The following is a 22,912-nucleotide window of genomic DNA, read 5'->3' as shown; positions in this document are numbered from 1 at the left end:
TACCTAATTAAATACGAAGATAGAGATTTATTTACCTAAATCCTCCGTCAAAGATCGGTTTTATTTGCACAAGAGCATGCTGTTATTCCAAACAAAGAATTATATTTGCAAAAAACCTACTAACAATTCTGATACTTATGAAAATCTTATCTATCCATGATTTGGCTACAATCAGGAAGAGAGCAGAACACAAACTTTCATTACGTGAAGAGAGTAATGAAAAAGTGACCGAAAAGTGCTGCGGACTGGCGTCCGGCACACAGCATCTTCAGATTCTTATCTGCGGCGGTACAGGGTGCAAAGCCTCTTCCAGTCAAGGCATTACGGAACATCTCCGGACAGCCATCGAAAAGAACGGCATTGCCGACAAGGTAGAAGTCATCACAGTGGGCTGCTTCGGCTTCTGCGAAAAAGGTCCCATTGTGAAAATCATTCCCGACAATACATTCTACACACAGGTCACTCCCGAAGATGCGGAAGACATCATCACCGAACATATCATCGGCGGCCGAAAAATAGAAAGGCTACTATACATAGATCCTAAAACGGAACAGACTGTCAGTGACTCCAAACACATGGATTTCTATCGGAAACAACTCCGTATCGCCCTGCGTAACTGTGGTTTTATTGATCCCGAAAACATCGAAGAATATATCGCCCGAGAGGGGTACTTCGCATTAGCCGATTGCCTGCTCAACAAACGACCGATGGATGTGATTGATATTATCAAACAGTCCGGTTTGCGCGGACGCGGCGGTGGCGGTTTTCCTACCGGATTGAAATGGGAGTTTGCCCACAAACAGAAATCAGATGTCAAATATGTAGTCTGTAATGCCGACGAGGGAGATCCGGGTGCGTTTATGGACCGTTCCATCATGGAGGGAGACCCTCATTCGATTGTAGAAGCGATGTGTGTCTGCGGTTATTCTATCGGTTCTTCCAAAGGATTGGTGTATATCCGTGCCGAATATCCGTTGGCTATCAACCGTCTGAAAATCGCTATCGATCAGGCACGCCAATATGGGTTGCTGGGAGATCATATCTTGGGGACTGATTTTTGTTTCGATATAGAAATACGATATGGGGCAGGTGCATTCGTCTGCGGAGAAGAAACCGCCCTGATTCACTCCATGGAAGGAAAACGGGGTGAACCAACCCTCAAACCTCCCTTCCCTGCCGAATCCGGTTATTTGGGCAAGCCTACTAACGTAAACAATGTAGAGACGCTTGCCAACATCCCCATTATTTTGACGAAAGGTGCCGACTGGTTTGCAGCCATCGGAACGGAACGTTCCAAAGGAACGAAAGTATTCGCCCTTGCAGGAAAAATAAACAATGTCGGCCTGATTGAGGTACCGATGGGAACTACCCTCCGGGAAGTAATCTATGAAATCGGTGGCGGTATCAAAGGCGGAAAGAGGTTCAAGGCAGTGCAGACAGGCGGACCTTCGGGCGGTTGTCTGACAGAGAAACATCTGGATACTCCTATCGACTTCGATAATCTTCTGGCCGCCGGCTCTATGATGGGTTCGGGAGGTATGATTGTCATGGATGAAGACGATTGTATGGTATCGGTTGCCCGTTTCTACCTCGATTTCACCGTTGAAGAATCTTGCGGAAAATGTACGCCTTGCCGTATCGGCAACAAACGTCTGTTGGAACTGCTGAACAAGATAACGGAAGGAAGAGGTACGGAAAAAGACCTGGATACCCTCGCTACTTTGGGACAAGTTATCAAGGACACCGCTCTCTGCGGATTAGGGCAGACTTCTCCGAACCCTGTTTTATCAACGTTGGACAATTTCTATGATGAATACGTGGAGCATGTGCGGGATAAAACCTGTCGCGCCATGCAATGTAAATCACTGCTGACTTATACGATCAATCCGGAGCATTGCATCGGTTGTCATTTATGCGCCAAAAACTGTCCGGCTGATGCAATCGGCGGCTTAGTGCGAAAACCGCATGTAATCAATCCTGATAAATGTATCAAGTGCGGCATGTGCATGGCACGCTGCAAATTCAATGCTATTCTTGTCTGCTAAAATCTATTTACTATGGAAGAAAAACAAATTACTCTCCAGATAGACGGTCATTTCATCACTGTGCCCGAGGGAAGCACCATTCTTGAGGCCGCTATCAAAATCGGTATCAATATACCTACGCTGTGTCATATCGACTTGAAAGGAACCTGTATAAAAAATAATCCGGCTTCCTGCCGTATTTGTGTGGTTGAAGTGATGGGACGACGCAACCTGGCTCCTGCCTGCGCTACCCGTTGCACGGAGGGCATGGTGGTAAAAACCAGTACCCTGCGCGTAATGAACGCCCGTAAAGTGGTAGCCGAACTGATCCTTTCGGATCATCCCAATGACTGTCTCACTTGCCCTAAATGCGGCAACTGCGAACTTCAAACGTTGGCACTGCGTTTCAATATTCGCGAAATGCCTTTCAATGGTGGTGAGCTGTCCCCCCGTAAGCGGGAAATTACTGCTTCTATCGTCCGTAATATGGATAAATGCATCTTCTGCCGCCGTTGTGAAAGTGTTTGCAATGATGTACAGACTGTCGGAGCATTGGGAGCCATCCGTCGCGGCTTCAACACCACCATCGCTCCCGCTTTCGACCGAATGATGACGGAAAGTGAATGTACTTACTGCGGTCAGTGTGTGGCTGTCTGTCCCGTAGGCGCATTAACGGAACGTGACTACACCAACCGTCTGCTCGACGATCTGGCTAATCCGGACAAAGTAGTGATTGTGCAGACCGCACCTGCCGTACGGGCTGCCCTAGGTGAAGAATTCGGATTTCCTCCCGGCACTCTGGTAACCGGGAAAATGGTATATGCGCTTCGCGAACTGGGATTCGACTATGTATTTGACACGGATTTTGCAGCGGATCTTACCATTATGGAAGAAGGTTCTGAAATTCTGAACCGATTGACACGTTATCTCAACGGAGATAAATCCGTGCGGTTACCTATCCTGACCTCCTGTTGTCCGGCATGGGTCAACTTCTTCGAACATCATTTCCCAGATATGTTGGACATTCCGTCTACCGCCCGCTCCCCACAACAGATGTTCGGTTCCATCGCCAAATCCTATTGGGCGGAGAAAATGGGCATACCCAGAGAAAAGCTGGTAGTCGTATCTATCATGCCTTGTCTGGCTAAAAAGTACGAATGTGCCCGTGATGAGTTCAAAGTGAACGGTATCCCCGATGTAGACTATTCCATTTCCACCCGTGAGCTGGCACGACTGATTAAACGTGCCAATATCGGCTTCCCTCTCGTACTGGATAGCCCATTCGACAACCCGATGGGTGAATCGACAGGTGCCGGTGTCATTTTCGGAACAACAGGTGGCGTAATGGAAGCCGCTCTCCGTTCTGTCTATGAAATCTATACCGGAGAACCTCTGAAAAATGTAAATTTCGAACAAGTACGCGGACTAAGCGGTGTTCGTCGTGCTACTATTAACCTAAACGGATTTGAATTAAAAGTAGGCATCGCACACGGACTAGGCAACGCTCGTCATCTACTGGAAGATATACGGAACGGGCACAACGAATATCATGTAATCGAAATTATGGCTTGCCCCGGAGGCTGTATCGGTGGCGGCGGGCAGCCTTTGCATCACGGCAACTCGGAAATACTCTATGCACGCGCTAACGCACTTTACCGCGAAGACGCCAACAAACCTTTGCGCAAATCGCACGAGAATCCGTATATCAAGACATTGTACGAGGATTATCTCGGCAAACCGCTGGGTGAGAAATCAGAAACTCTCCTGCATACGCATTATTTCAACAAAGCGATTGATTAACTTTTAAATGAAGAGTATTATGTCAGATATCAAACTAGCCTGTGACATGGCAGAGCAAATCAAAACGATCTGCGACAAACATGGAAATAACCCGGGCGAACTTATCAATATTTTACACGAGGCACAGCATCTGCAAGGGTATTTACCCGAGGAGACGCAACGGATTATCGCTTCCAAACTCGGAATTCCCGTATCAAAAGTGTATGGTGTGGTCACTTTCTATACTTTCTTTACCATGACTCCCAAAGGGAAACATCCCATCTCTGTTTGTATGGGTACAGCCTGCTATGTACGTGGCTCTGAAAAATTGCTGGAAGAGTTCAAACGTGTATTGGGTATCGAAGTAGGAGATACGACTCCGGACGGAAAATTCTCATTAGACTGTCTGCGCTGTGTAGGCGCCTGTGGACTGGCTCCGGTAGTGATGATCGGCGAAAAGGTGTACGGACGCCTGCAACCGGTAGATGTAAAGAAGATTATTGAAGAATTGGAATAAACGCTCAAACGTTTCTATATAAAAAATAAAGCGGCTGCTTTGATTATTCAAAACAGTCGCTTTTACAAATTTCAAATAACACTAAAAAAAAGCGGAGAGAACGAGATTCGAACTCGTGATACCCTTTAGGGGTATACACGCTTTCCAGGCGTGCCTCTTCAACCACTCGAGCACCTCTCCTTGTTCGGGGCGCAAAAGTACAGGAAGTTTCCGTAACTCGCAAATATTTGAGAAGAATAATGCAATATTTTTTATATTCAGACTTTTATTGAAAAGATTTATACATCTACTTATTTAAATTCAAGGTAATATATTCGAATAGGGAGAGAAATAAAAAAAGTCCTGCCATGATAATATGTCATGTAGGACTTTTTTATTGCCTTAAGTTTTTTGAGCGGAGAGACAGGCTCTCGAACCTATGCTTTCAAGAAATATCATAAAATTGCAAATCACTGATAATCATATACTATCTAAAGCGCAGAGTAAATCTAAATCTTTCTGAATATCTTTTGCTATTCCAAATATTGGGTGTATATTTGGGTGTAGAATTTCAAACGCACCCAATTATGAATATCAAACGTAACATCATTTTTGCATTGGAAAGCCGGAAAAAGAACGGTGTGCCAATCGTAGAGAACGTACCCATCCGTATGCGTGTCATATACGCAAGCCAACGCATCGAGTTTACAACAGGCTACCGGATTGACGTAGCCAAATGGGATGCCGACAAACAACGGGTAAAGAACGGATGCACCAACAAACTAAAACAAAGCGCATCCGAAATCAATGCGGACTTGCTGAAATATTATGCCGAGATTCAAAACGTGTTCAAGGAGTTTGAGGTACAGGAAACCATACCGACCACCCAACAGCTAAAGGATGCGTTCAACCTGCGGATGAAAGACACCAGCGAAGAGCAGCAGGAAGAAACACAAATAAGTTTTTGGGAAGTATTCGATGAGTTTGTAAAGGAGTGTGGCAATCAGAATAACTGGACGGCATCCACCTACGAGAAATTCTCAGCAGTGAAAAACCACCTCAAAGAGTTCAAGGAAGATGTAACCTTTGAATACTTCAACGAGTTCGGCTTGAACGAGTATGTAAATTTCCTGCGTGACAAAAAAGGATATGAGGAACAGCACCATCGGCAAACAGATGGGATTCCTCAAATGGTTTCTGCGCTGGAGCTTCAAGAAAGGGCATCATCAGAATATTGCATACGACACTTTCAAGCCCAAATTGAAAACCACCTCTAAAAAGGTGATATTCCTGACTTGGGACGAATTGAACAGGCTGAAAGATTATCGGATACCGAAAGACAAACAATATCTGGAACGTGTCAGGGATGTTTTTCTGTTCTGTTGCTTCACAAGCCTGCGATATTCAGATGTTCGTAATCTGAAAAGAAGCGATGTGAAACCCGACCACATCGAAGTTACCACAGTCAAAACGGCAGACAGCCTGATAATTGAACTGAACGACCACAGTAAAACCATACTCGAAAAATACAAGGAAGTCCATTTTGAAAACCACATGGCACTGCCTGTTATCAGCAATCAGAAGATGAATGATTATCTGAAAGAACTGGGGGAACTGGCTGAAATCAACGAGCCTGTACGGGAAACATATTATAAAGGAAATGAACGTATAGATGAAGTCACCCCGAAATACGCATTATTAACCACCCATGCAGGAAGAAGAACATTCATCTGTAATGCGCTGGCTCTCGGTATTCCGGCACAAGTCGTGATGAAATGGACGGGGCACAGTGACTATAAAGCCATGAAACCCTATATTGACATAGCGGATGATATTAAGGCAAATGCCATGAACAAGTTTAACCAACTATAAAAGTATCAATCAGTTTCATAGATTATCAGCTATTTGAATTATATTTGCGACAACAATAAACATTAGAATGGAAAATAACAGAGAATATCATATAGGAAGAACGGACTTTGACGCATTTGTTCATGCCGTCGGTTCGGAAATAGAACAGGCGCAAGTCCGGCTGATTGCCGCAGCCAATGCGCAAATGCTGTTCCATTACTGGAAAATGGGCAACTATATCCTGTATCATCAGAACTTGCAAGGCTGGGGAAGCAAAATCATCAAGCAACTGGCAAAGGCTATCCGGTTCAATTACCCCGAAAAGAAAGGTTATTCGGAGCGTAACCTTACTTATATGTGCCAATTTGCACGGTCATATCCGTTGAACGTGCTACGAAGTTTCATTGATACAGACACAAGGCTGTCTGTTCCAAGCATACAGAATGTTACAGATGAAGTATTGAAACTGAACAACGGACAATTTACGCAGGAACTTACTGCGCAAATACAATCCGCTGATTGTCAATCTTTAGAAATTACGCAGGAAGTTCCTGCGCAAATTCAGGATGTGGAGAAAACAGTTTCTGCCATTTACAGGATGGAGATTAGGGAAATAGAAAAAGTTTTCCTGAAATCCCCTGTTGCCAAAATAAACTGGGCAAGCCAAATGGTCATACTTAACGGTTCGTTACCGTTAGGCATAGGATATTGGTATATGAAACAGGCTGTAGAAATGGGCTGGAGTAGCAATGTGCTGAAAATGCAAATTGAAAACAACCTATATAACAGACAAATCAACAACAACAAGGTAAACAATTTCACAGCCACACTTCCAGCACCACAAAGCGACCTTGCCAATTACCTATTGAAAGACCCGTACATCTTCGATTTGGCTGGAGCGAAAGAAAAGGCAGACGAAAGGGACATAGAAGAGCAGCTGGTAAAGCACGTTACCCGTTATTTGTTGGAAATGGGCAATGGTTTTGCCTTTGTCGCCCGGCAGAAGCATTTTCAAATAGGTAACAGTGATTTCTTTGCCGACTTGATTCTATATTCTATTCCGCTACACGCATACATTGTTGTAGAACTGAAAGCTACTCCATTCAAACCGGAGTATGCAGGGCAACTGAATTTCTACATCAATGTGGTGGATGACAAACTGAGGGGAAAAAATGACAACAAGACTATCGGGCTGTTGCTGTGCAAAGGAAAAGATGAGGTGGTAGCACAATACGCATTGACAGGCTACGACCAACCGATAGGCATCAGCGATTATCAACTGAGCAAGGCTATACCCGAAAACTTGAAATCAGCTTTGCCAAGTGTGGAAGAGGTGGAAGAAGAACTGGCATCTTTCCTTGACAAGGACAATAATCCCCAAAATTGAAGTCTATGGCAGGAGAAATAAACAAACTGATTCCCCAATATGGAGAACTCAATAGAATATATAATGATTGGGTAACCAATTATGCTTTTTCTTTTGACAAGCAGAAATTCATCACCGACTTTTACAGGCAGCACAATGATACAAAGGCTTTTGAAGCCGCTATCCTTGAACTGGTACTTGACAAGCAGAAAGAACAATACACATTGATTCTCAATAGTCTGAAAATCGAAATAGAAAAAAATATACGGGCTTATGAAACAAAACCGCTGAATGATGACGTCATAAAGCGTGTGTGTTTTCACTACGCAGACAGGCATAATTCTGCAATTAAAGACCAGTTGGAGATTACCACCAAGTTGCACGAGCCTTTGAATGACGCATACCACAGATATGATTTCATTGGTTTTCGGGAGCATACGGACGAAGAAGAAATACAGGCAGAAAAGGAATATGAACGCTGCAAGGCTGAATACGACAAGGAAAAGAAAGAATTGGATAAACTTTATGAACTGCAAAAGCAAGACAGGAAAGAGGCTTTTCAATATATAGAAAACCTTTCCGGCAATGTTTACCGCCTAAGTCTTCTTTTTATGGAAGTCCTAAAAAAGTACCTTCCTAATGATAGGGAAGAAAAACAGCAGGATGAACCAGTCAAGCAAAACGAACAAGAAGAAGTACAGAATAGCCCGGAGGGACAACATGAATATTTTGACATGGAAGCAGCTTTCGCCCATTCATGAAACCTGTGTCGGGGAACAGTTCGAAGCCATTACCATAGCGGATTTCTATGCCAATATAAACCTGTACCCCTGCAAGAATAAACTAAAAATCAAGGCAAGGGAAAAGATACGGGTGTGTTACCTGATATTCCTGATGAGCGAGAAACTATCCAAGCAATACAGGGATGAATGGAGAAGCCAAATATTAAAATTGTTGGATATTGACGAGAGCTATTACAGGTCGAAATACAAAGAACCTGTTTCCGATTTTCCGAGTGACAGCAACCAGAAATTCGCAAAGGAAATGGAAAGCATATTCGGATAATTCGTGATATAACCTGACATTCTACGAAATTACCACTTTTACCACTCAAATTAATTTTTGAGTGGTATTTTTATTGTCTGATATTTAATGAGATAGCGCAGTATCCCATTTGTATTATCCACATCCTTACCACTTACAGCCATACCTAATTTTGCATCGTTCGAGAACAGAAATAACAGCCAGTGCGCAGGGCTGATTGTTTAACGACTAAATAGATTGGACGATGACAAATCTTCAAGAGTTATTATTAAAACCCGTCTGGCAGATGACAGGCGAAGAGTTCATATTTCTAAGCAAGTACGCTTCCAACCAAACGGAAGCGCAGCCACAGCCCGTTACGGACACAGAAAGAAAGTATGTGTACGGAATACTTGGCATTGCCAAATTGTTCGGGTGCAGTCTGCCTACCGCCAACCGTATAAAGAAAAGCGGAAAGATAGACAAAGCCATTACGCAAATAGGGCGCAAGATTATCGTGGATGCGGAACTTGCCCTTGAACTGGCTGGAAAGAAAACCGGAGGACGAAAATAACGGGAGGTGTACTTATGGATTATATGAAAGATATAAAAGAAATATCGGCGGAAGAAGCCGTAATCCTTTGGCAAGCCTCACGCCTGAGCCTGTCGAAAATCTATGAGAAAGCACCTGAGATTCTAAAAGTGCAAGGTTCGGTCATTGGTACACTGGGTAATTTCAGTGCATCAATCGGCAAAGCCAAAAGCAAAAAGACTTTCAATGTGTCGGCTATCGTGGCGGCAGCATTGAAGAATGGTACAGTGCTAAGATATGTGGCGGAACTACCCGAAGAGAAACGGAAAATCCTGTATGTGGACACGGAACAAAGTCCTTATCATTGTCTGAAAGTCATGAAACGTATTTTACGGATGGCTGGGCTTCCAGATGACAGGGACAATGAGCATCTGGAATTTCTTGCTTTGAGGAAATACACGCCCGAACAGCGTATCAGGATTGTAGAGCAGGCTATTTACAATACGCCTGACATAGGGCTTGTAATCATAGACGGCATCCGTGACATGGTATATGACATCAACAGCCCCGGTGAATCGACACGCATCATATCAAAGCTGATGCAGTGGACGGACGACAGGCAGATACATATCCACACGATACTCCACCAAAACAAGGGCGATGAGAACGCAAGGGGGCATATCGGTACGGAACTGAACAACAAGGCTGAAACTGTCCTTCTTGTGGAAAAGGACAAGAGCAATGGAGATATAAGCAATGTTTCAGCCATGCACATACGGGCAATGGACTTCGAGCCTTTTTCATTTCGCATCAATGACAATGCCATACCTGAACTGTTGGAGGGTTACAAGCCCGAAACCAAGAAACCGGGAAGACCGGAAGAGGAAAAGTTCGACCCTTACAGGCATATCACCGAACAGCAGCACCGCATCGCATTGGAAGCAGTTTTCGGGCTGAAAGAGGAATATGGCTACAAGGAACTGGAGGACACCTTAATTAAGACTTATGTGTCTGTGGGGGGTAAAGTTGAACCACAAAAAGGCGGTATCGCTCATCACCATGCTTCGGAACAAACGAATGATAGTGCAGGAGAACGGCAGAAAGTACACGTTCATGCCCGACTTCCACTATTAGCCCACACCTTGCAATCGCTTCACTTTATTCCGGGGGTCTATATATTAGGGATAAAGCGAAGTGGTTGCGAAATGTGGCAAAACCGCTTCACTTTATTACCGTACTCTATATATACGAAAATAAAGTGAAGTGATTATACAGACCGTACTTCATAAAGAGGTACGGGCGAAAAGAGAAAATAAACCAATTCAACTATCATTAAACCTATCGTCTTATGGATATACAGACAGCGAAACAAATCAAAATAGCGGATTATCTGCACAGTTTAGGATTTTCACCCGTCAAACAACAGGGCATAAACCTGTGGTATAAGTCACCACTAAGGGAAGAAACGGAAGCATCGTTCAAGGTAAATACAGAACGTAACCAATGGTATGATTTTGCACTCGGCAAAGGTGGGAATATCATCGCACTGGCACAGGAACTTTATTGTTCCGACCATGTGCCTTACCTCTTGCAAAAAATCGAAGAACAGACACCCCGTATTCGCCCCGTGTCTTTTTCTTTTGGCAAGCAATCATCTTCCGAGCCAAGTTTTCAACAACTGGAGATTGTACCGCTTTCTTCTCCTGCCCTGCTTGCTTATTTGCAGGAAAGGGGAATAAACATTGCAATGGCGAAAAGAGAATGCAGTGAAGCGCACTTCACCCATAATGGCAAACGGTATTTCGCCATCGCCTTTCCCAATGTGTCGGGTGGGTATGAAATCCGCAACCAGTATTTCAAGGGATGCATCGCACCGAAAGAGATTTCTCATATCAAACAGCCGGGAACAGCGAGGGAAACATGTTATGTGTTTGAGGGATTTATGGACTATCTTTCATTTCTTACTTTGAGATTGGAGAATTGCCCGAAATATCCCGAACTGGACAGGCAAGATTATATGGTGTTGAACTCAGTAGCCAATGTTTCCAAAGCAATCTATCCGTTGGGAAGCTATGAGCGCATCCACTGTTTCTTTGACAATGACCGTGCAGGAATGGAAGCCATGCAGCAAATCTATAAGGAATACGGCAGGGACTTATACATCCGTGACGCTTCGCAGACATACAGCGGATGCAAGGACTTGAACGAATACTTACAGAAACAGACTGAAAGAAACAGGCAAGTTCAATCTGCAAAAGGGGTGCGCAGCCAACCACCGAAAAAGAAAAACGGCTTTCGGTTATAGCCCACTATAACTACACGCTTCGCTTTCGTAGTTGTGGGCTCTCCCGAGGGGGATTAGGGCTTTGCCCTAATGACCCACTCAGGGCGTTTCTCCCCTAAGAACCCCGAGCAAAGAGTGCCCCTCTCTTTGCAATCTCCGCTTATGGGTTGCACCCCTAAGAACCCTGTGCGGTTATGAGCGGACAACAGAAGATTTCATCAACAATCCAAATCAAATTTTAAGAATATGGCAACAAAATCAAGCATACATATCAAACCCTGCAGAGTGACATCAAGCGGGGCTCATAACCGGAGAACTGCCGAGTACATGCGCAATATCGGCGAGTCCAGAATCTACATTGTACCCGAACTGACTTCCAATAACGAGCAGTGGATAAACCCGGGCTTCGGCAGTCCTGACCTGCAGGCGCACTATGACAGCATCAAACGGATGGTCAAGGAAAAGACCGGACGAGCGATGCAGGAAAAGGAGCGTGAGCGCAAGGGAAAGAATGGAAAGATTATAAAAGTGGCTGGATGTTCTCCAATCCGTGAGGGAGTATTGCTCATCAGACCAGATACAACACTGGCAGATGTACGAAAGTTTGGTGAGGAGTGCCAGAGACGCTGGGGTATTACACCGCTCCAAATCTTCCTGCATAAGGACGAGGGACACTGGCTTAGTGGACAACCCAAAACCGGGGATAGGGAGAGTTTCCAAGTCGGTGAAAAGTGGTTTAAGCCGAATTATCATGCCCATATCGTATTCGACTGGATGAACCACGACACGGGCAAGAGCCAAAAGCTCAATGATGACGATATGATGGAAATGCAGACTTTGGCATCTGACATCCTCTCCATGCAACGTGGGCAATCTAAATCCGAGACCGGAAAGGAACATTTGGAACGAAATGATTTCATCATTGAAAAGCAGAGAGCCGAACTGCAACGCATGGATGCTGCAAAACGGCACAAAGAAGAACAGATAGGTCTTGCTGAACAGGAACTGAAACAGGTGAAATCAGAAATACGCACTGACAAGCTAAAGAAAACAGCCACCAATGCAGCCACCGCCATAGCAAGCGGAGTTGGTTCTCTTTTCGGAAGTGGAAAGATGAAAGAGCTGGAGCGAACTAATGAAGATTTGCACCAAGAGATTGCCAAACGAGACAAAGGTATTGACACCCTCAAAATCCAAATGCAGGAAATGCAAGAGCGACATGGCAAACAGATACGCAATCTTCAGAGCATACACAACCAAGAACTTGAAGCCAAAGACAGGGAAATATCACGATTGAACACTCTGCTTGAAAAGGCATTCAAGTGGTTTCCGATGCTTAGAGAAATGTTGAGAATGGAAAAACTCTGCGCTGTCATTGGATTTACCAAAGATATGATAGATTGTCTTTTGACAAGGAAAGAAGCTATCCAATGTAATGGCAAGATTTATTCCGAGGAACATAGAAGAAAGTTTGAAATCAAAAACAACATCTTCAAGGTGGAGAAGAATCCGACCGATGATAGCAAACTTGTACTGACCATAAACAGGCAACCGATAAGCGAATGGTTCAAAGAGCAATGGGAGAAACTTCGGCAAGGTTTGCGACAACCAACGGAAGAACCAAGAAAAAGTAGAGGATTCAAGTTATAATAGAAAAAAAGACAATATAAAAGCACTCTGATAGTTACGAAGTGCTTTTATATTGTATAAATTATATAATGTTTACCATTGAAGCTTCAAAGTAAACGCAACTTAAGGAATTGCCGAATTTTGTATTAATAAAGAATATACGACCTCTGATATATGCGCAACATATTGTGATGCTTGTGATTCATTACCCTTGAAATCCTTAACAAATATCGCTAAAGTATAGCAGACATTATTAGGCAGGCATATATAGGCAACATCATTGTGAGCTGCAAGAATACCATTTTCATTGACACAACCAGAACCCGTCTTATGTGCAATAGAAACCCTTTCTTTATCAAGAAGCGGAGCGACTATTCTATCTGTACCTGTCACACATTCTTTTAATGTATTCTTAATGAAACTTTGCTTCTCACCACTGACAATACTTTCGGTAAACAAACGGTTCATCAACATTGCGGCACCAAGAGGAGATGTATAATTAAAGTAAGCCCTATCGTGGTCAGCCGACATTTCCTCTTCTGTATAAGCTATCTGAAAACTTGAACGAGGAATAAGTGTGGCTATAAAACTGTCAGTTTGAGCAACATTGACCATATCTTTAAACATCAGATTGCTTGCATTATTATCACTTTGAGCAATAGTATAACGAAGTAAATCTCTCACGGTTAATGATATAACCAACTCGGAATAATCTTTCATCATAGGACTCCAAGTCTTTGAATCAAGTCTATTCCTATCTATCTTTACTAAGGTATCAAGTGAAATCCCTTTGTTATCAAAATCATTGCAAAGAGCTAATGCCTGATGAACCTTAAATACACTCATCATAGGATATACACTCTTATCATTAACTTTAACTGTATCTGTGTTATTAATAATAATTGCCACTCCAATTTCACCAGGACAAGCTGATACTATCCGAGAAATGCTATCAGTCAAAACATCTGTCAAAGGTGGATTTGTACTATTATTAGAAGTTGATTTAGAGAACAATAAAAAAACTAAAACTATGATACAAACTAAAGCTATACACAAAATTACAAGGCGTTTTCTTCTACTTTTTTTCATACTACGATTTTTAAACATTATATATTATCATGACAGACCCTGATTTATTATTTACTGCAAAGATACGAAATCTTACGGAAAATGAATTGGTTGTTTTTTTCGTTTGTTCTGTTTTTTATCAAATTATTTTCCGAGCGAATATGATTCGTCTTAAATAAAATAAAAACACCCAACTTTACATTCTTGGGTATAAAACTGGGTGTTTGTTTTATAATTTGCTGATTTTCAGCGTTTATTGCGGAGAGACAGGGATTCGAACCCCGGGTACCTCGCAGTACAACGGTTTTCAAGACCGCCGCAATCGACCACTCTGCCACCTCTCCAAAACCTCTTTATCAGAAGTGCTTTTCGTTAAAAGCGGTGCAAAGGTACAACTCTTTTTTTGATACGCAAATATTTTTAGGACAAAATTTACGAAAAATAAAATCAGGGCAGAAAATAAAGCTGGCAAAACAACTCTATAGTCCGTTACTAATTAATTCTCATTTTCCTTTGCATATTTACATTTTATGCATATCTTCGCCTCGTTTTCACAACAAAATAAACAATAAGCGAAAAAGCAGTATGGGAAGTATATTTAAGACTAGTATTATTTTTTTATGCCTACTCACACACACTCTTCTATCAGTAGGTAGTACCCCTAAAAAAGACCTCGACCAGATTCTGGTCATCAGCGCTTATGCAGACTCCAATCCCTGGAGCAACAGCTTCATCACTCCGATTGTCACCATGGCTTCACAAGACAGCACCATAGGAGCATATACTATATATCTGAATATGTTCGCATTGCAAAACGCCAAAGAGGTGGATAAATTCGAAGCAAGTATCTGCGAGATGTTACCTTCGTCTCCTCCCAAAATGGTGGTATTTGTGGGGAATGCCAGTTTCGTTTTCTGCGACAACCTCAATAAGATATGGCCGGACATTCCTATGTTGCTATGTGGCGAGCGGGATTATACAGGTCCGGACAGCCTTATCATTCAGGCTCATGCACTGGCTCCGCAACAGCGTATACCTATCAGCGACCTACAAAAGACGATGAACTTGACCATGTTGTACGCCAATCTGTATATCGAAGAGAATCTGCAACTCATGAAGCAGCTCATTCCGCAAATGAATAAAGTCATTTATATCGGTGATGGTACATACACATGCCAGCAGAACGATTATGACCTTTCCGCAACGATCAGGAAGAAGCATCCGGACTTGGAATATCAGTTTATTTCTGCAGAAAACACCTCTACCGACAGTCTTTTCACCATTCTCCGCAAACAGAATCCTCTCACTACCGGATTTTTGTTTTCTTCCTGGTTACGAAAAAAAGACTATGAAGAAAATCTTGTAATGACTAGTAACTCCCATCGTATTATCGCCACTTCATCCGTACCTCTTTTTTCATTCAGAAGAGTAGGTATTCAGGAAGAAGGAGGAATTATCGGTGGCTATATCTATGATGAAAAAGAGTATATTAACCGGATGTTAACCACCATCAAAGAGATTATCCACGGAAAACAACCCCGTTATATCCCTATCTATAATGCCGGAAATGCTACTCCCGTATTCAATTATCAGTCATTACTCCACCGCAAACTCGATCCAAAAAATTGTCCCCAAAATACAATTTTCTATGATGCACCTCCCACTTTGTGGGAGAAATACGAATATGCGATCATCGGAACAAGCTGCCTGTTCATTCTGCTGCTGTTAGGCTTCCAATATTACCGAGTACGCACACTCGAAAGAATGAAGCGTGTCCAGCACAAAGCATTAGAAAGTACTGGCAAGTATTATAACATTATCAATAGTATGCCAATTCTTTACATGGCGGAAGAACTTATAAAAGATGAGGACGGACGGATTGTAGACACAATATATATAGACGTAAACCAACATTTCGAGAAGAGATTTTTCGAAAAACAGAAAGTTATCGGTAAGCGGGGAAGCGAAATATTTCCGGAATCACTGCCGCAGTTTCTACATTTCATGAATATCTCCCTAGCAGAAAAACGTTCCATCACTTTTTCCTACTATTATAAAGAGATCGACACTTTTTATGACATAGTAGTAAATGCCAGTGACGACGGACGATTCATGCATATATTCTGTATGGACAGCACAGAGTTGCACCATGCCCAGATGCAAATGCGTTCTATCAACCACAAGTTATCCATGGCACTCGATATTGCCAATATCATCCCCTGGAAATGGGATTTAAAGACACATACCATACAGTATGATGTAAACAGAACCGCCGTCACCGGCAATGAGAATACAGAAATAAGTGATGAACAGCTTTATATATCCGACGAACAGTATTTTACAAAAATACATAAAGAAGACCTTCCCAAGGTAAAAGAAGCCTATGCAAGCCTAATCACCAAACATACTAGAAAAGCAAAGGTGGAATACCGTATCATCAAAGAAGTGGACGGTGTGAACCATACTGACTGGATAGAGGCACAGGTAGCTGTAGAAAGTTATGACGAAAACGGACAGCCACTCACTTTAGTAGGTTCCTCGCTGACCATTACCGACCGGAAGAGCATGGAAAACGATTTGATTTCCGCTAAAAACCGCGCGGAAGAGTCCAATCGACTCAAATCGGCTTTCCTTGCCAACATGAGCCACGAGATCCGCACACCGCTCAATGCAATTGTCGGTTTCTCCGGAATACTGGCTTCCACCGAGGAAGAAGAAGAGAAACGGGAATATGTCAGCATCATCGAAAATAACAATACCCTGCTTTTACAACTTATCAGTGACATCCTTGATCTCTCAAAGATTGAAGCCGGTACCATGGAGTTTGCCTACACAGACTTTGAACTGAATGGTGTAATGACCGAGCTGGAAAGTTCATTACGCCTGAAACTGTCCCCCGACAAACAAGTCACACTCACTCTCGAAACTCCGTTACCGGAATGTTATATTCATGCCGAACGCAACCGCATTTCACAGATTATCATTAATCTGGTAACAAACGCCATCAAATTTACAGAAACAGGTAACATTCGTATAGGCTACCAAATACGTGATAACAAACAGCTCTATTTCTATGTGACTGATACCGGCTGCGGCATTTCGGAAGACAAGCAAGAAAGTGTATTCGGACGCTTTGTCAAACTGAACACTTTCGCACAAGGAACAGGACTGGGACTTTCGATTTGCCAAACTCTTGTTCAGCAAATGGGAGGTGAAATCAGTGTATGCTCAACCCCCCGGAGAGGGTTCCACTTTTTGGTTCACCCTCCCCTACCGTCCCGCGCTCGAAGCTCCGCAGCAGGAAGTAACAACAGAACCGGTAAAGATAAAGAAGCAAAAAATCACGATCCTGGTGGCGGAAGACCATGGAAGTAATTACCGTCTGATAGAATCCATTCTTAAAAAGGACTACAATTTACTACATGCCTGGAATGGAGAGGAAGCAGTAAGCCTATTTAGAGAACATAACCCGCAGCTCATCCTGATGGATATCAACATGCCCGTGATGGATGGATACGAGGCAACCAAAGAGATACGGAAATACTCCAAACGGGTTCCCATCATAGCCGTCACCGCCTTTGCCTATGCTTCGGACGAGCAGAGAGTGATGGAAAACGGATTTGACGCTTATATGCCCAAGCCCATCAATGCCAATCAACTGAAAGGGCAAATCACCTCCATACTGATGAAACATATCACTTTTATGTAGACCGGAAACAATCGTTTCGTACAGTCGGGGAAAGGTCATTTCCAAAGAATAGCAATATCTAGGTATTTTATGTTGAAAAGCATAAAATAGAGCATATTTATGCCGATTATATGAAAAATCATTGTAACTTTGTGCGCTCTAAAGAAAAGGATAACTACAACCTCTAATTTTATCATTTATGGAATTAAACAAGATCTTTAAAGACGGTCTTTGGAGCACTGAAATCAACGTCAGAGATTTCGTAAGTCATAACATCACTCCGTATTATGGAGATGCTTCTTTCCTCGAAGGACCTACTGAACGCACAAAAGCCGTGTGGAACCGCTGCCTCGAAGCACTGGCAGAAGAAAGAGCCAATAATGGGGTACGCTCACTGGATAATGTCACCGTCTCAACCATCACTTCTCATAAAGCCGGATACATCGACAAAGAAAACGAACTGATTGTCGGCTTACAGACAGACGAGCTTCTGAAACGTGCCATCAAACCTTTCGGAGGTATCAATGTAGTGAGCAAAGCCTGCCACGAAAACGGTGTAGAGGTGGACGACCGCGTAAAAGATATCTTCACCCACTACCGCAAGACACACAACGACGGAGTATTCGACGTATATACCGAAGAAATCCGCTCGTTCCGTTCTTTGGGATTCCTCACCGGACTTCCTGACAACTACGCCCGCGGACGTATCATCGGCGACTACCGCCGCATGGCCCTCTATGGTATCGACCGACTGATTGAAGCCAAAAAAGAAGACTTACGCAACCTCACCGGTCCGATGACCGACGCCCGTATCCGCCTGCGCGAAGAAGTGGCAGAACAAATCAAGGCGTTGAAAGACATGAAGGTAATGGGCGAATACTACGGACTCGATTTGAGCCGTCCCGCTTACACGGCACAAGAAGCCGTACAATGGGTTTACATGGCATACCTTGCTGCCGTAAAAGAACAAGACGGCGCTGCCATGTCACTGGGTAACGTCTCTTCGTTCCTCGACATTTATATGGAATATGAATTGAGCAAAGGAACCATCACCGAATCTTTCGCACAGGAGCTGATCGACCAGTTTGTCATCAAACTGCGTATGGTGCGCCACCTGCGTATGCAATCCTACAACGATATCTTTGCGGGTGACCCGACATGGGTAACCGAATCTCTGGGCGGACGCCTCAACGACGGACGTACCAAGGTGACAAAGACTTCATTCCGCTTCCTGCAAACACTGTACAACCTCGGCCCTTCACCGGAACCGAACCTGACCGTACTATGGAGCCCGGAACTGCCGGAAGGATTCAAGGAATTCTGTGCTAAAGTTTCCATTGACACTTCATCCATCCAATACGAAAACGACGACTTGATGCGCGAAGTACGCCAGTCGGACGACTATGGAATTGCCTGCTGCGTATCTTACCAGGAAATCGGTAAACAAATCCAGTTCTTCGGCGCACGCTGCAATCTTGCGAAAGCCCTGTTGCTCGCCATCAACGGCGGACGTTGTGAAAACACCGGTACAGTTATGGTGAAAAACATTCCCGTATTGACCAGTGATACGCTGAAATTTGAGGAAGTAATGGACAACTACAAGAAAGTATTGACCGAAATCGCCCGTGTTTACAACGAAGCGATGAACATCATCCATTATATGCATGATAAGTATTACTACGAGAAAGCCCAAATGGCACTTGTAGATACCAACCCACGCATTAATCTTGCTTACGGTGTAGCCGGACTTTCTATCGCACTCGATTCACTGTCGGCCATCAAATATGCCAAAGTAACCGCACGTCGCAACGACATCGGTCTCACTGAAGGCTTCGACATCGAAGGCAAATTCCCTTGCTTCGGTAATGACAACGACAAGGTAGACCATCTGGGTGTTGACCTGGTATATTTCTTCAGCGAAGAACTGAAGAAACTTCCGGTTTACAAGAATGCCCGTCCGACTCTTTCATTGCTGACTATCACTTCCAACGTGATGTATGGCAAGAAGACAGGTGCTACTCCCGACGGACGTGCCAAAGGCGTCGCTTTTGCTCCGGGAGCCAACCCGATGCACGGACGCGACAAGAACGGTGCCATCGCTTCCTTGAGTTCCGTAGCAAAATTACGTTACCGCGATTCACAGGACGGTATCAGTAACACTTTCTCTATCGTTCCTAAATCACTGGGAGCTACTGCGGAAGATCGCATCGAGAATCTGGTTACCATGATGGACGGTTACTTCACCAAAGGTGCTCACCACCTGAATGTAAACGTTCTGAACCGTGATATGCTGTATGATGCCATGGAACATCCGGAAAAATACCCGCAGCTTACCATCCGTGTTTCCGGTTATGCCGTAAACTTCGTGAAGTTGAGCCGCGAACATCAATTGGAGGTTATCAGCCGTAGCTTCCACGAACGTATGTAACAATCTATTTACTCTATATGACGATAAACGTACATTCATACGAAAGTATGGGAACATTCGACGGGCCGGGCTTACGGCTCGTCGTTTTTCTTCAAGGTTGCAACTTCCGTTGCCTGTATTGCGCCAATCCCGACACGATAGCCGGCAAAGGCGGCACGCCTACCCCACCGGCAGAGATTGTCCGCATGGCAATGAGCCAGCGTCCTTTCTTCGGAAAGCGTGGAGGAGTTACTTTCTCCGGAGGAGAACCGACGTTTCAGGCAAAGGCACTCGTCCCACTGGTTCGTGAGCTGAAAGAGAAAGGAATTCATGTGTGCATAGACAGCAACGGCGGCATTTGGAACGAAGATGTAGAAGAGCTTTTCCGTCTGACCGATCTTGTATTGCTAGATATTAAAGAATTCAATCCTGCACGCCATCAGGCACTGACCGGAAGAAGCAACGAGCAAACCATCCGCACGGCAGCATGGCTGGAAGAAAACGAGAAACCTTTCTGGCTGCGTTATGTATTAGTGCCCGGCTACAGCGATTTCGAGGAAGACATCCGCCGTTTAGGAGAGGCTCTGGGAAAATATAAGATGGTGCAACGAGTGGAAATCCTGCCTTATCACACATTAGGCGTACATAAGTATGGAAGCGATGGAGCAGGAATACAAGCTGAAAGACGTAAAAGAAAATACCCCCGAACAACTTGAAAAAGCTGCGAAGGTATTTAAAGAGTACTTCGCTACGGTAGTAGTTAATTAGTTGAGAGTTGACAGTTGAGAGTTGGCTGCGCACTGTCACGCTGCATAGTTAATTCTCAAATCATTTCGGCTTTCACTTCGAAACAGGGACATTTTTTGATCCGTTCCCACGGGTCGATGATTCCGTTGTAATTGGTGCCCGGGCTCAAGTCCCGATGCCCCACTACTTTCGCTTCGGGATAACGCTACAACAATTCGTGTACCAAAGAGTGCAAAGCCTCTTTCTGGCAGGGAGTACGCGTGTCCACCGCCTTTCCGTTCTCATCCAGACCATCCTCATAGCACACTCCCAAACTAGTTGCATTATGGTAGATCAGCCGCCTATGTTTTACAAATCGCAAAAGAAGAGGAAAGTATCCGAAAAGAAAAAACAGGAAACAACACAAGGCAGTCACCCGGTGAGTGAAGAAACAGCACTCAACTATCATTCTTCGCACGCCGCGTTAATGGTGACTCTGAATTATTATCATAATAAATCCGAAAAATACGTCATCGGAAACCAGAACAATTACCTGCATCGTCTTGCTTGTACATACAACCGGCACGGCATCCCCGAAGAAGAAGCGACGGCATTTATCAAAAGCCAGTTTACCGACCTCCCTGCAAACGAAATGGATTCGTTGATTGCCAGTGCTTTTACATATACAGAAGAGTTCAACACGCGCAAGTTGAATACTACGCAAAAACGGATTCTGCAAATAGAACAACATATCAGCGAATTTTACGAAACCCGTTATAACGAATTACTTCACATCATGGAATATCGCCGAAAGGTTTCCGACACGGAACAACCGGAGCTTTTTCACATCCTGGATGATATGGTGGAGAACAGTATTTGGGCGGAGATAAACGAACCAGGTTACACCTGCAACGTGAAAATGATTCAAAATTTAATTTACTCTGATTTCAGTGTAAGTTATCACCCCATCCGCGAGTATTTTGATTCATTGCCCGAATGGGACGGGACGGATTATATCCGTATTTTGGCCAATAGTGTCCGCACCAATCATCAGAACTTTTGGACAGAGTTTCTGGAGCGTTATCTGGTAGGTATGTGTGCTGCCGCCACCCAAGATGAAATCGTAAACCACACGGTGCTTTTACTATGCAGCGAGATACAGAATATCGGAAAAACAACATTTATCAATAATCTGCTGCCCCCCGAACTGCACGCTTATCTCTCTACCGGCCTTATCAACCCGAATAATAAAGATGATTTGGCAAAAATAGCGCAAGCAATGCTTATCAACCTCGACGAATTCGAGGGAATGAGCGGGCGCGACCTGAACACGTTAAAGGATTTGGTCACCCGTAAAGTGATTAGTATCCGTCTGCCGTATGCGCGCCGTTCGCAGAATTTCCCTCACACCGCTTCTTTTGCCGGAACGTGCAACTATCAGAAAGTACTGCACGATACCACAGGTAATCATCGTTTCCTGTGTTTTCATGCCGATTCTATCAAGTTTATCGAAATCAATTATACACAGTTGTATGCGCAGATAAAGTATCTGCTCCATAAGCCGGGCTATCAGTATTGGTTCACGCAAGAGGAAAATCAACGGATTGAGGCGAATAACGAGGATTTCGTATTCCATTCACCGGAAGAGGAATTGGTACTCACACACGTTCGCAAACCGGAACGGTTTGATAAGGTACTTTACCTCACTGTCAGTGAGATTGCCGAGTTAATTCGTGAACGTACCGGTTATCAATATTCCACCGGGTCGAAAATTCAGATTGGCAAAATAATGGCAAAGTATAATTTTGAGTTTAAAAGGGGAAGAAACGGGAGAAGATATGCCGTATATATCATTGATACGGAACAAGTAAAGTCAAACAGAACAGGCTACACGGATAAAAAGACAGAGTTAGCATAAAAGGGGCTGTCTAATAACGCCCTTTTAAAATCGTTCACCGGGAGCGTAAAATAAACTGTGTCAAGCCTTCTTTTCTCTAAAATCTCTTCGGTCGGGGAACGCCCAGCGGCAAGGGGCGGGA

At 43.9% G+C, this 22,912-nt stretch carries 9 protein-coding genes, 2 tRNA genes and 7 pseudogenes; 14 read left to right on the top strand and 4 right to left on the bottom strand.

Translation table 11 applies throughout. From position 1 onward, the window contains the following. Positions 1 to 137 precede the first annotated feature (137 nt). Genes NXX38_RS15215 through nuoE form a run of 3 tightly spaced genes read left to right on the top strand, consistent with a single transcriptional unit; the run spans position 138 to position 4,320 of the window. The gene (locus NXX38_RS15215; protein WP_309569419.1) at positions 138 to 2,045 is read left to right on the top strand and encodes an NADH-quinone oxidoreductase subunit NuoF; all 1,908 of its coding nucleotides are present in this window, start codon (positions 138 to 140) and stop codon (positions 2,043 to 2,045) included. Positions 2,046 to 2,057: 12 nt separating this feature from the next. Then, positions 2,058 to 3,824, top strand: a complete 1,767-nt coding sequence (locus NXX38_RS15210; RefSeq protein WP_117935148.1) for an NADH-dependent [FeFe] hydrogenase, group A6 — start codon at positions 2,058 to 2,060, stop codon at positions 3,822 to 3,824. Between the two features lie 19 nt (positions 3,825 to 3,843). Further along, complete coding sequence (gene nuoE, locus NXX38_RS15205; RefSeq protein ID WP_117935149.1) at positions 3,844 to 4,320, top strand: NADH-quinone oxidoreductase subunit NuoE; 477 nt, start codon at positions 3,844 to 3,846, stop codon at positions 4,318 to 4,320. A 92-nt stretch (positions 4,321 to 4,412) separates the two neighbouring features. Here the strand turns inward: nuoE and NXX38_RS15200 are convergent. Then, positions 4,413 to 4,500 (bottom strand) — tRNA-Ser (locus NXX38_RS15200). Between the two features lie 386 nt (positions 4,501 to 4,886). Between NXX38_RS15200 and NXX38_RS15195 the strand changes: the two are divergent. From NXX38_RS15195 to NXX38_RS15165, 7 genes and pseudogenes are all read left to right on the top strand, one after another. After that, a pseudogene (locus tag NXX38_RS15195) lies at positions 4,887 to 6,171 on the top strand (phage integrase SAM-like domain-containing protein). A 67-nt stretch (positions 6,172 to 6,238) separates the two neighbouring features. After that, positions 6,239 to 7,537: a YhcG family protein gene (locus NXX38_RS15190; protein WP_004292951.1), complete on the top strand. Its 1,299-nt coding sequence runs from the start codon at positions 6,239 to 6,241 to the stop codon at positions 7,535 to 7,537. Positions 7,538 to 7,542: 5 nt separating this feature from the next. Next, positions 7,543 to 8,581: pseudogene (locus tag NXX38_RS15185) on the top strand (hypothetical protein). Between the two features lie 223 nt (positions 8,582 to 8,804). Further along, the gene (locus NXX38_RS15180; RefSeq protein WP_004292949.1) at positions 8,805 to 9,113 is read left to right on the top strand and encodes a DUF3853 family protein; all 309 of its coding nucleotides are present in this window, start codon (positions 8,805 to 8,807) and stop codon (positions 9,111 to 9,113) included. Between the two features lie 14 nt (positions 9,114 to 9,127). Continuing rightward, a pseudogene (locus NXX38_RS15175) lies at positions 9,128 to 10,205 on the top strand (AAA family ATPase). Positions 10,206 to 10,419: 214 nt separating this feature from the next. Then, a complete protein-coding gene (locus NXX38_RS15170; RefSeq protein ID WP_004319668.1) occupies positions 10,420 to 11,376 on the top strand; it encodes a toprim domain-containing protein in 957 nt (318 codons plus the stop codon). A gap of 225 nt (positions 11,377 to 11,601) precedes the next feature. After that, positions 11,602 to 13,005 (top strand): hypothetical protein, encoded by a 1,404-nt coding sequence (locus NXX38_RS15165; protein WP_004292946.1) that lies wholly within the window; start codon positions 11,602 to 11,604, stop codon positions 13,003 to 13,005. 102 nt (positions 13,006 to 13,107) lie between these two features. Here the strand turns inward: NXX38_RS15165 and NXX38_RS15160 are convergent, their stop codons facing one another. Both NXX38_RS15160 and NXX38_RS15155 read right to left on the bottom strand, forming a co-directional pair. Continuing rightward, the gene (locus NXX38_RS15160) at positions 13,108 to 14,073 is read right to left on the bottom strand and encodes a CfxA family broad-spectrum class A beta-lactamase (protein WP_118308522.1); all 966 of its coding nucleotides are present in this window, start codon (positions 14,071 to 14,073) and stop codon (positions 13,108 to 13,110) included. A 238-nt stretch (positions 14,074 to 14,311) separates the two neighbouring features. Further along, positions 14,312 to 14,396, bottom strand: a tRNA-Ser gene (locus NXX38_RS15155). Positions 14,397 to 14,637: 241 nt separating this feature from the next. Here NXX38_RS15155 and NXX38_RS15150 point away from each other — a divergent pair. The 3 genes and pseudogenes from NXX38_RS15150 to pflA all read left to right on the top strand — a co-directional run bounded on the left by NXX38_RS15150 (position 14,638) and on the right by pflA (position 20,915). Beyond that, a pseudogene (locus NXX38_RS15150) lies at positions 14,638 to 17,761 on the top strand (ATP-binding protein). Between the two features lie 178 nt (positions 17,762 to 17,939). After that, positions 17,940 to 20,168, top strand: coding sequence for a formate C-acetyltransferase (gene pflB / locus NXX38_RS15145; protein WP_258980035.1), 2,229 nt, complete (start codon positions 17,940 to 17,942; stop codon positions 20,166 to 20,168). Between the two features lie 17 nt (positions 20,169 to 20,185). Then, positions 20,186 to 20,915 (top strand): annotated as a pseudogene (gene pflA / locus NXX38_RS15140) (pyruvate formate-lyase-activating protein). Positions 20,916 to 20,970: 55 nt separating this feature from the next. Here the strand turns inward: pflA and NXX38_RS15135 are convergent. Beyond that, positions 20,971 to 21,219: pseudogene (locus tag NXX38_RS15135) on the bottom strand (N-acetylmuramoyl-L-alanine amidase); the annotation flags it as partial. Positions 21,220 to 21,222: 3 nt separating this feature from the next. Here NXX38_RS15135 and NXX38_RS15130 point away from each other — a divergent pair. Further along, positions 21,223 to 22,791, top strand: a pseudogene (locus NXX38_RS15130) (VapE domain-containing protein); the annotation flags it as partial. Positions 22,792 to 22,912 lie beyond the last annotated feature (121 nt).

Origin of the sequence: Bacteroides sp. BFG-637, from assembly GCF_024793605.1 — a bacterium.
Taxonomy (GTDB): domain Bacteria; phylum Bacteroidota; class Bacteroidia; order Bacteroidales; family Bacteroidaceae; genus Bacteroides; species Bacteroides vicugnae.
The sequence above is the reverse complement of the archived record's forward strand: the minus strand, read 5'-3'. Positions and strand labels throughout refer to the sequence as shown.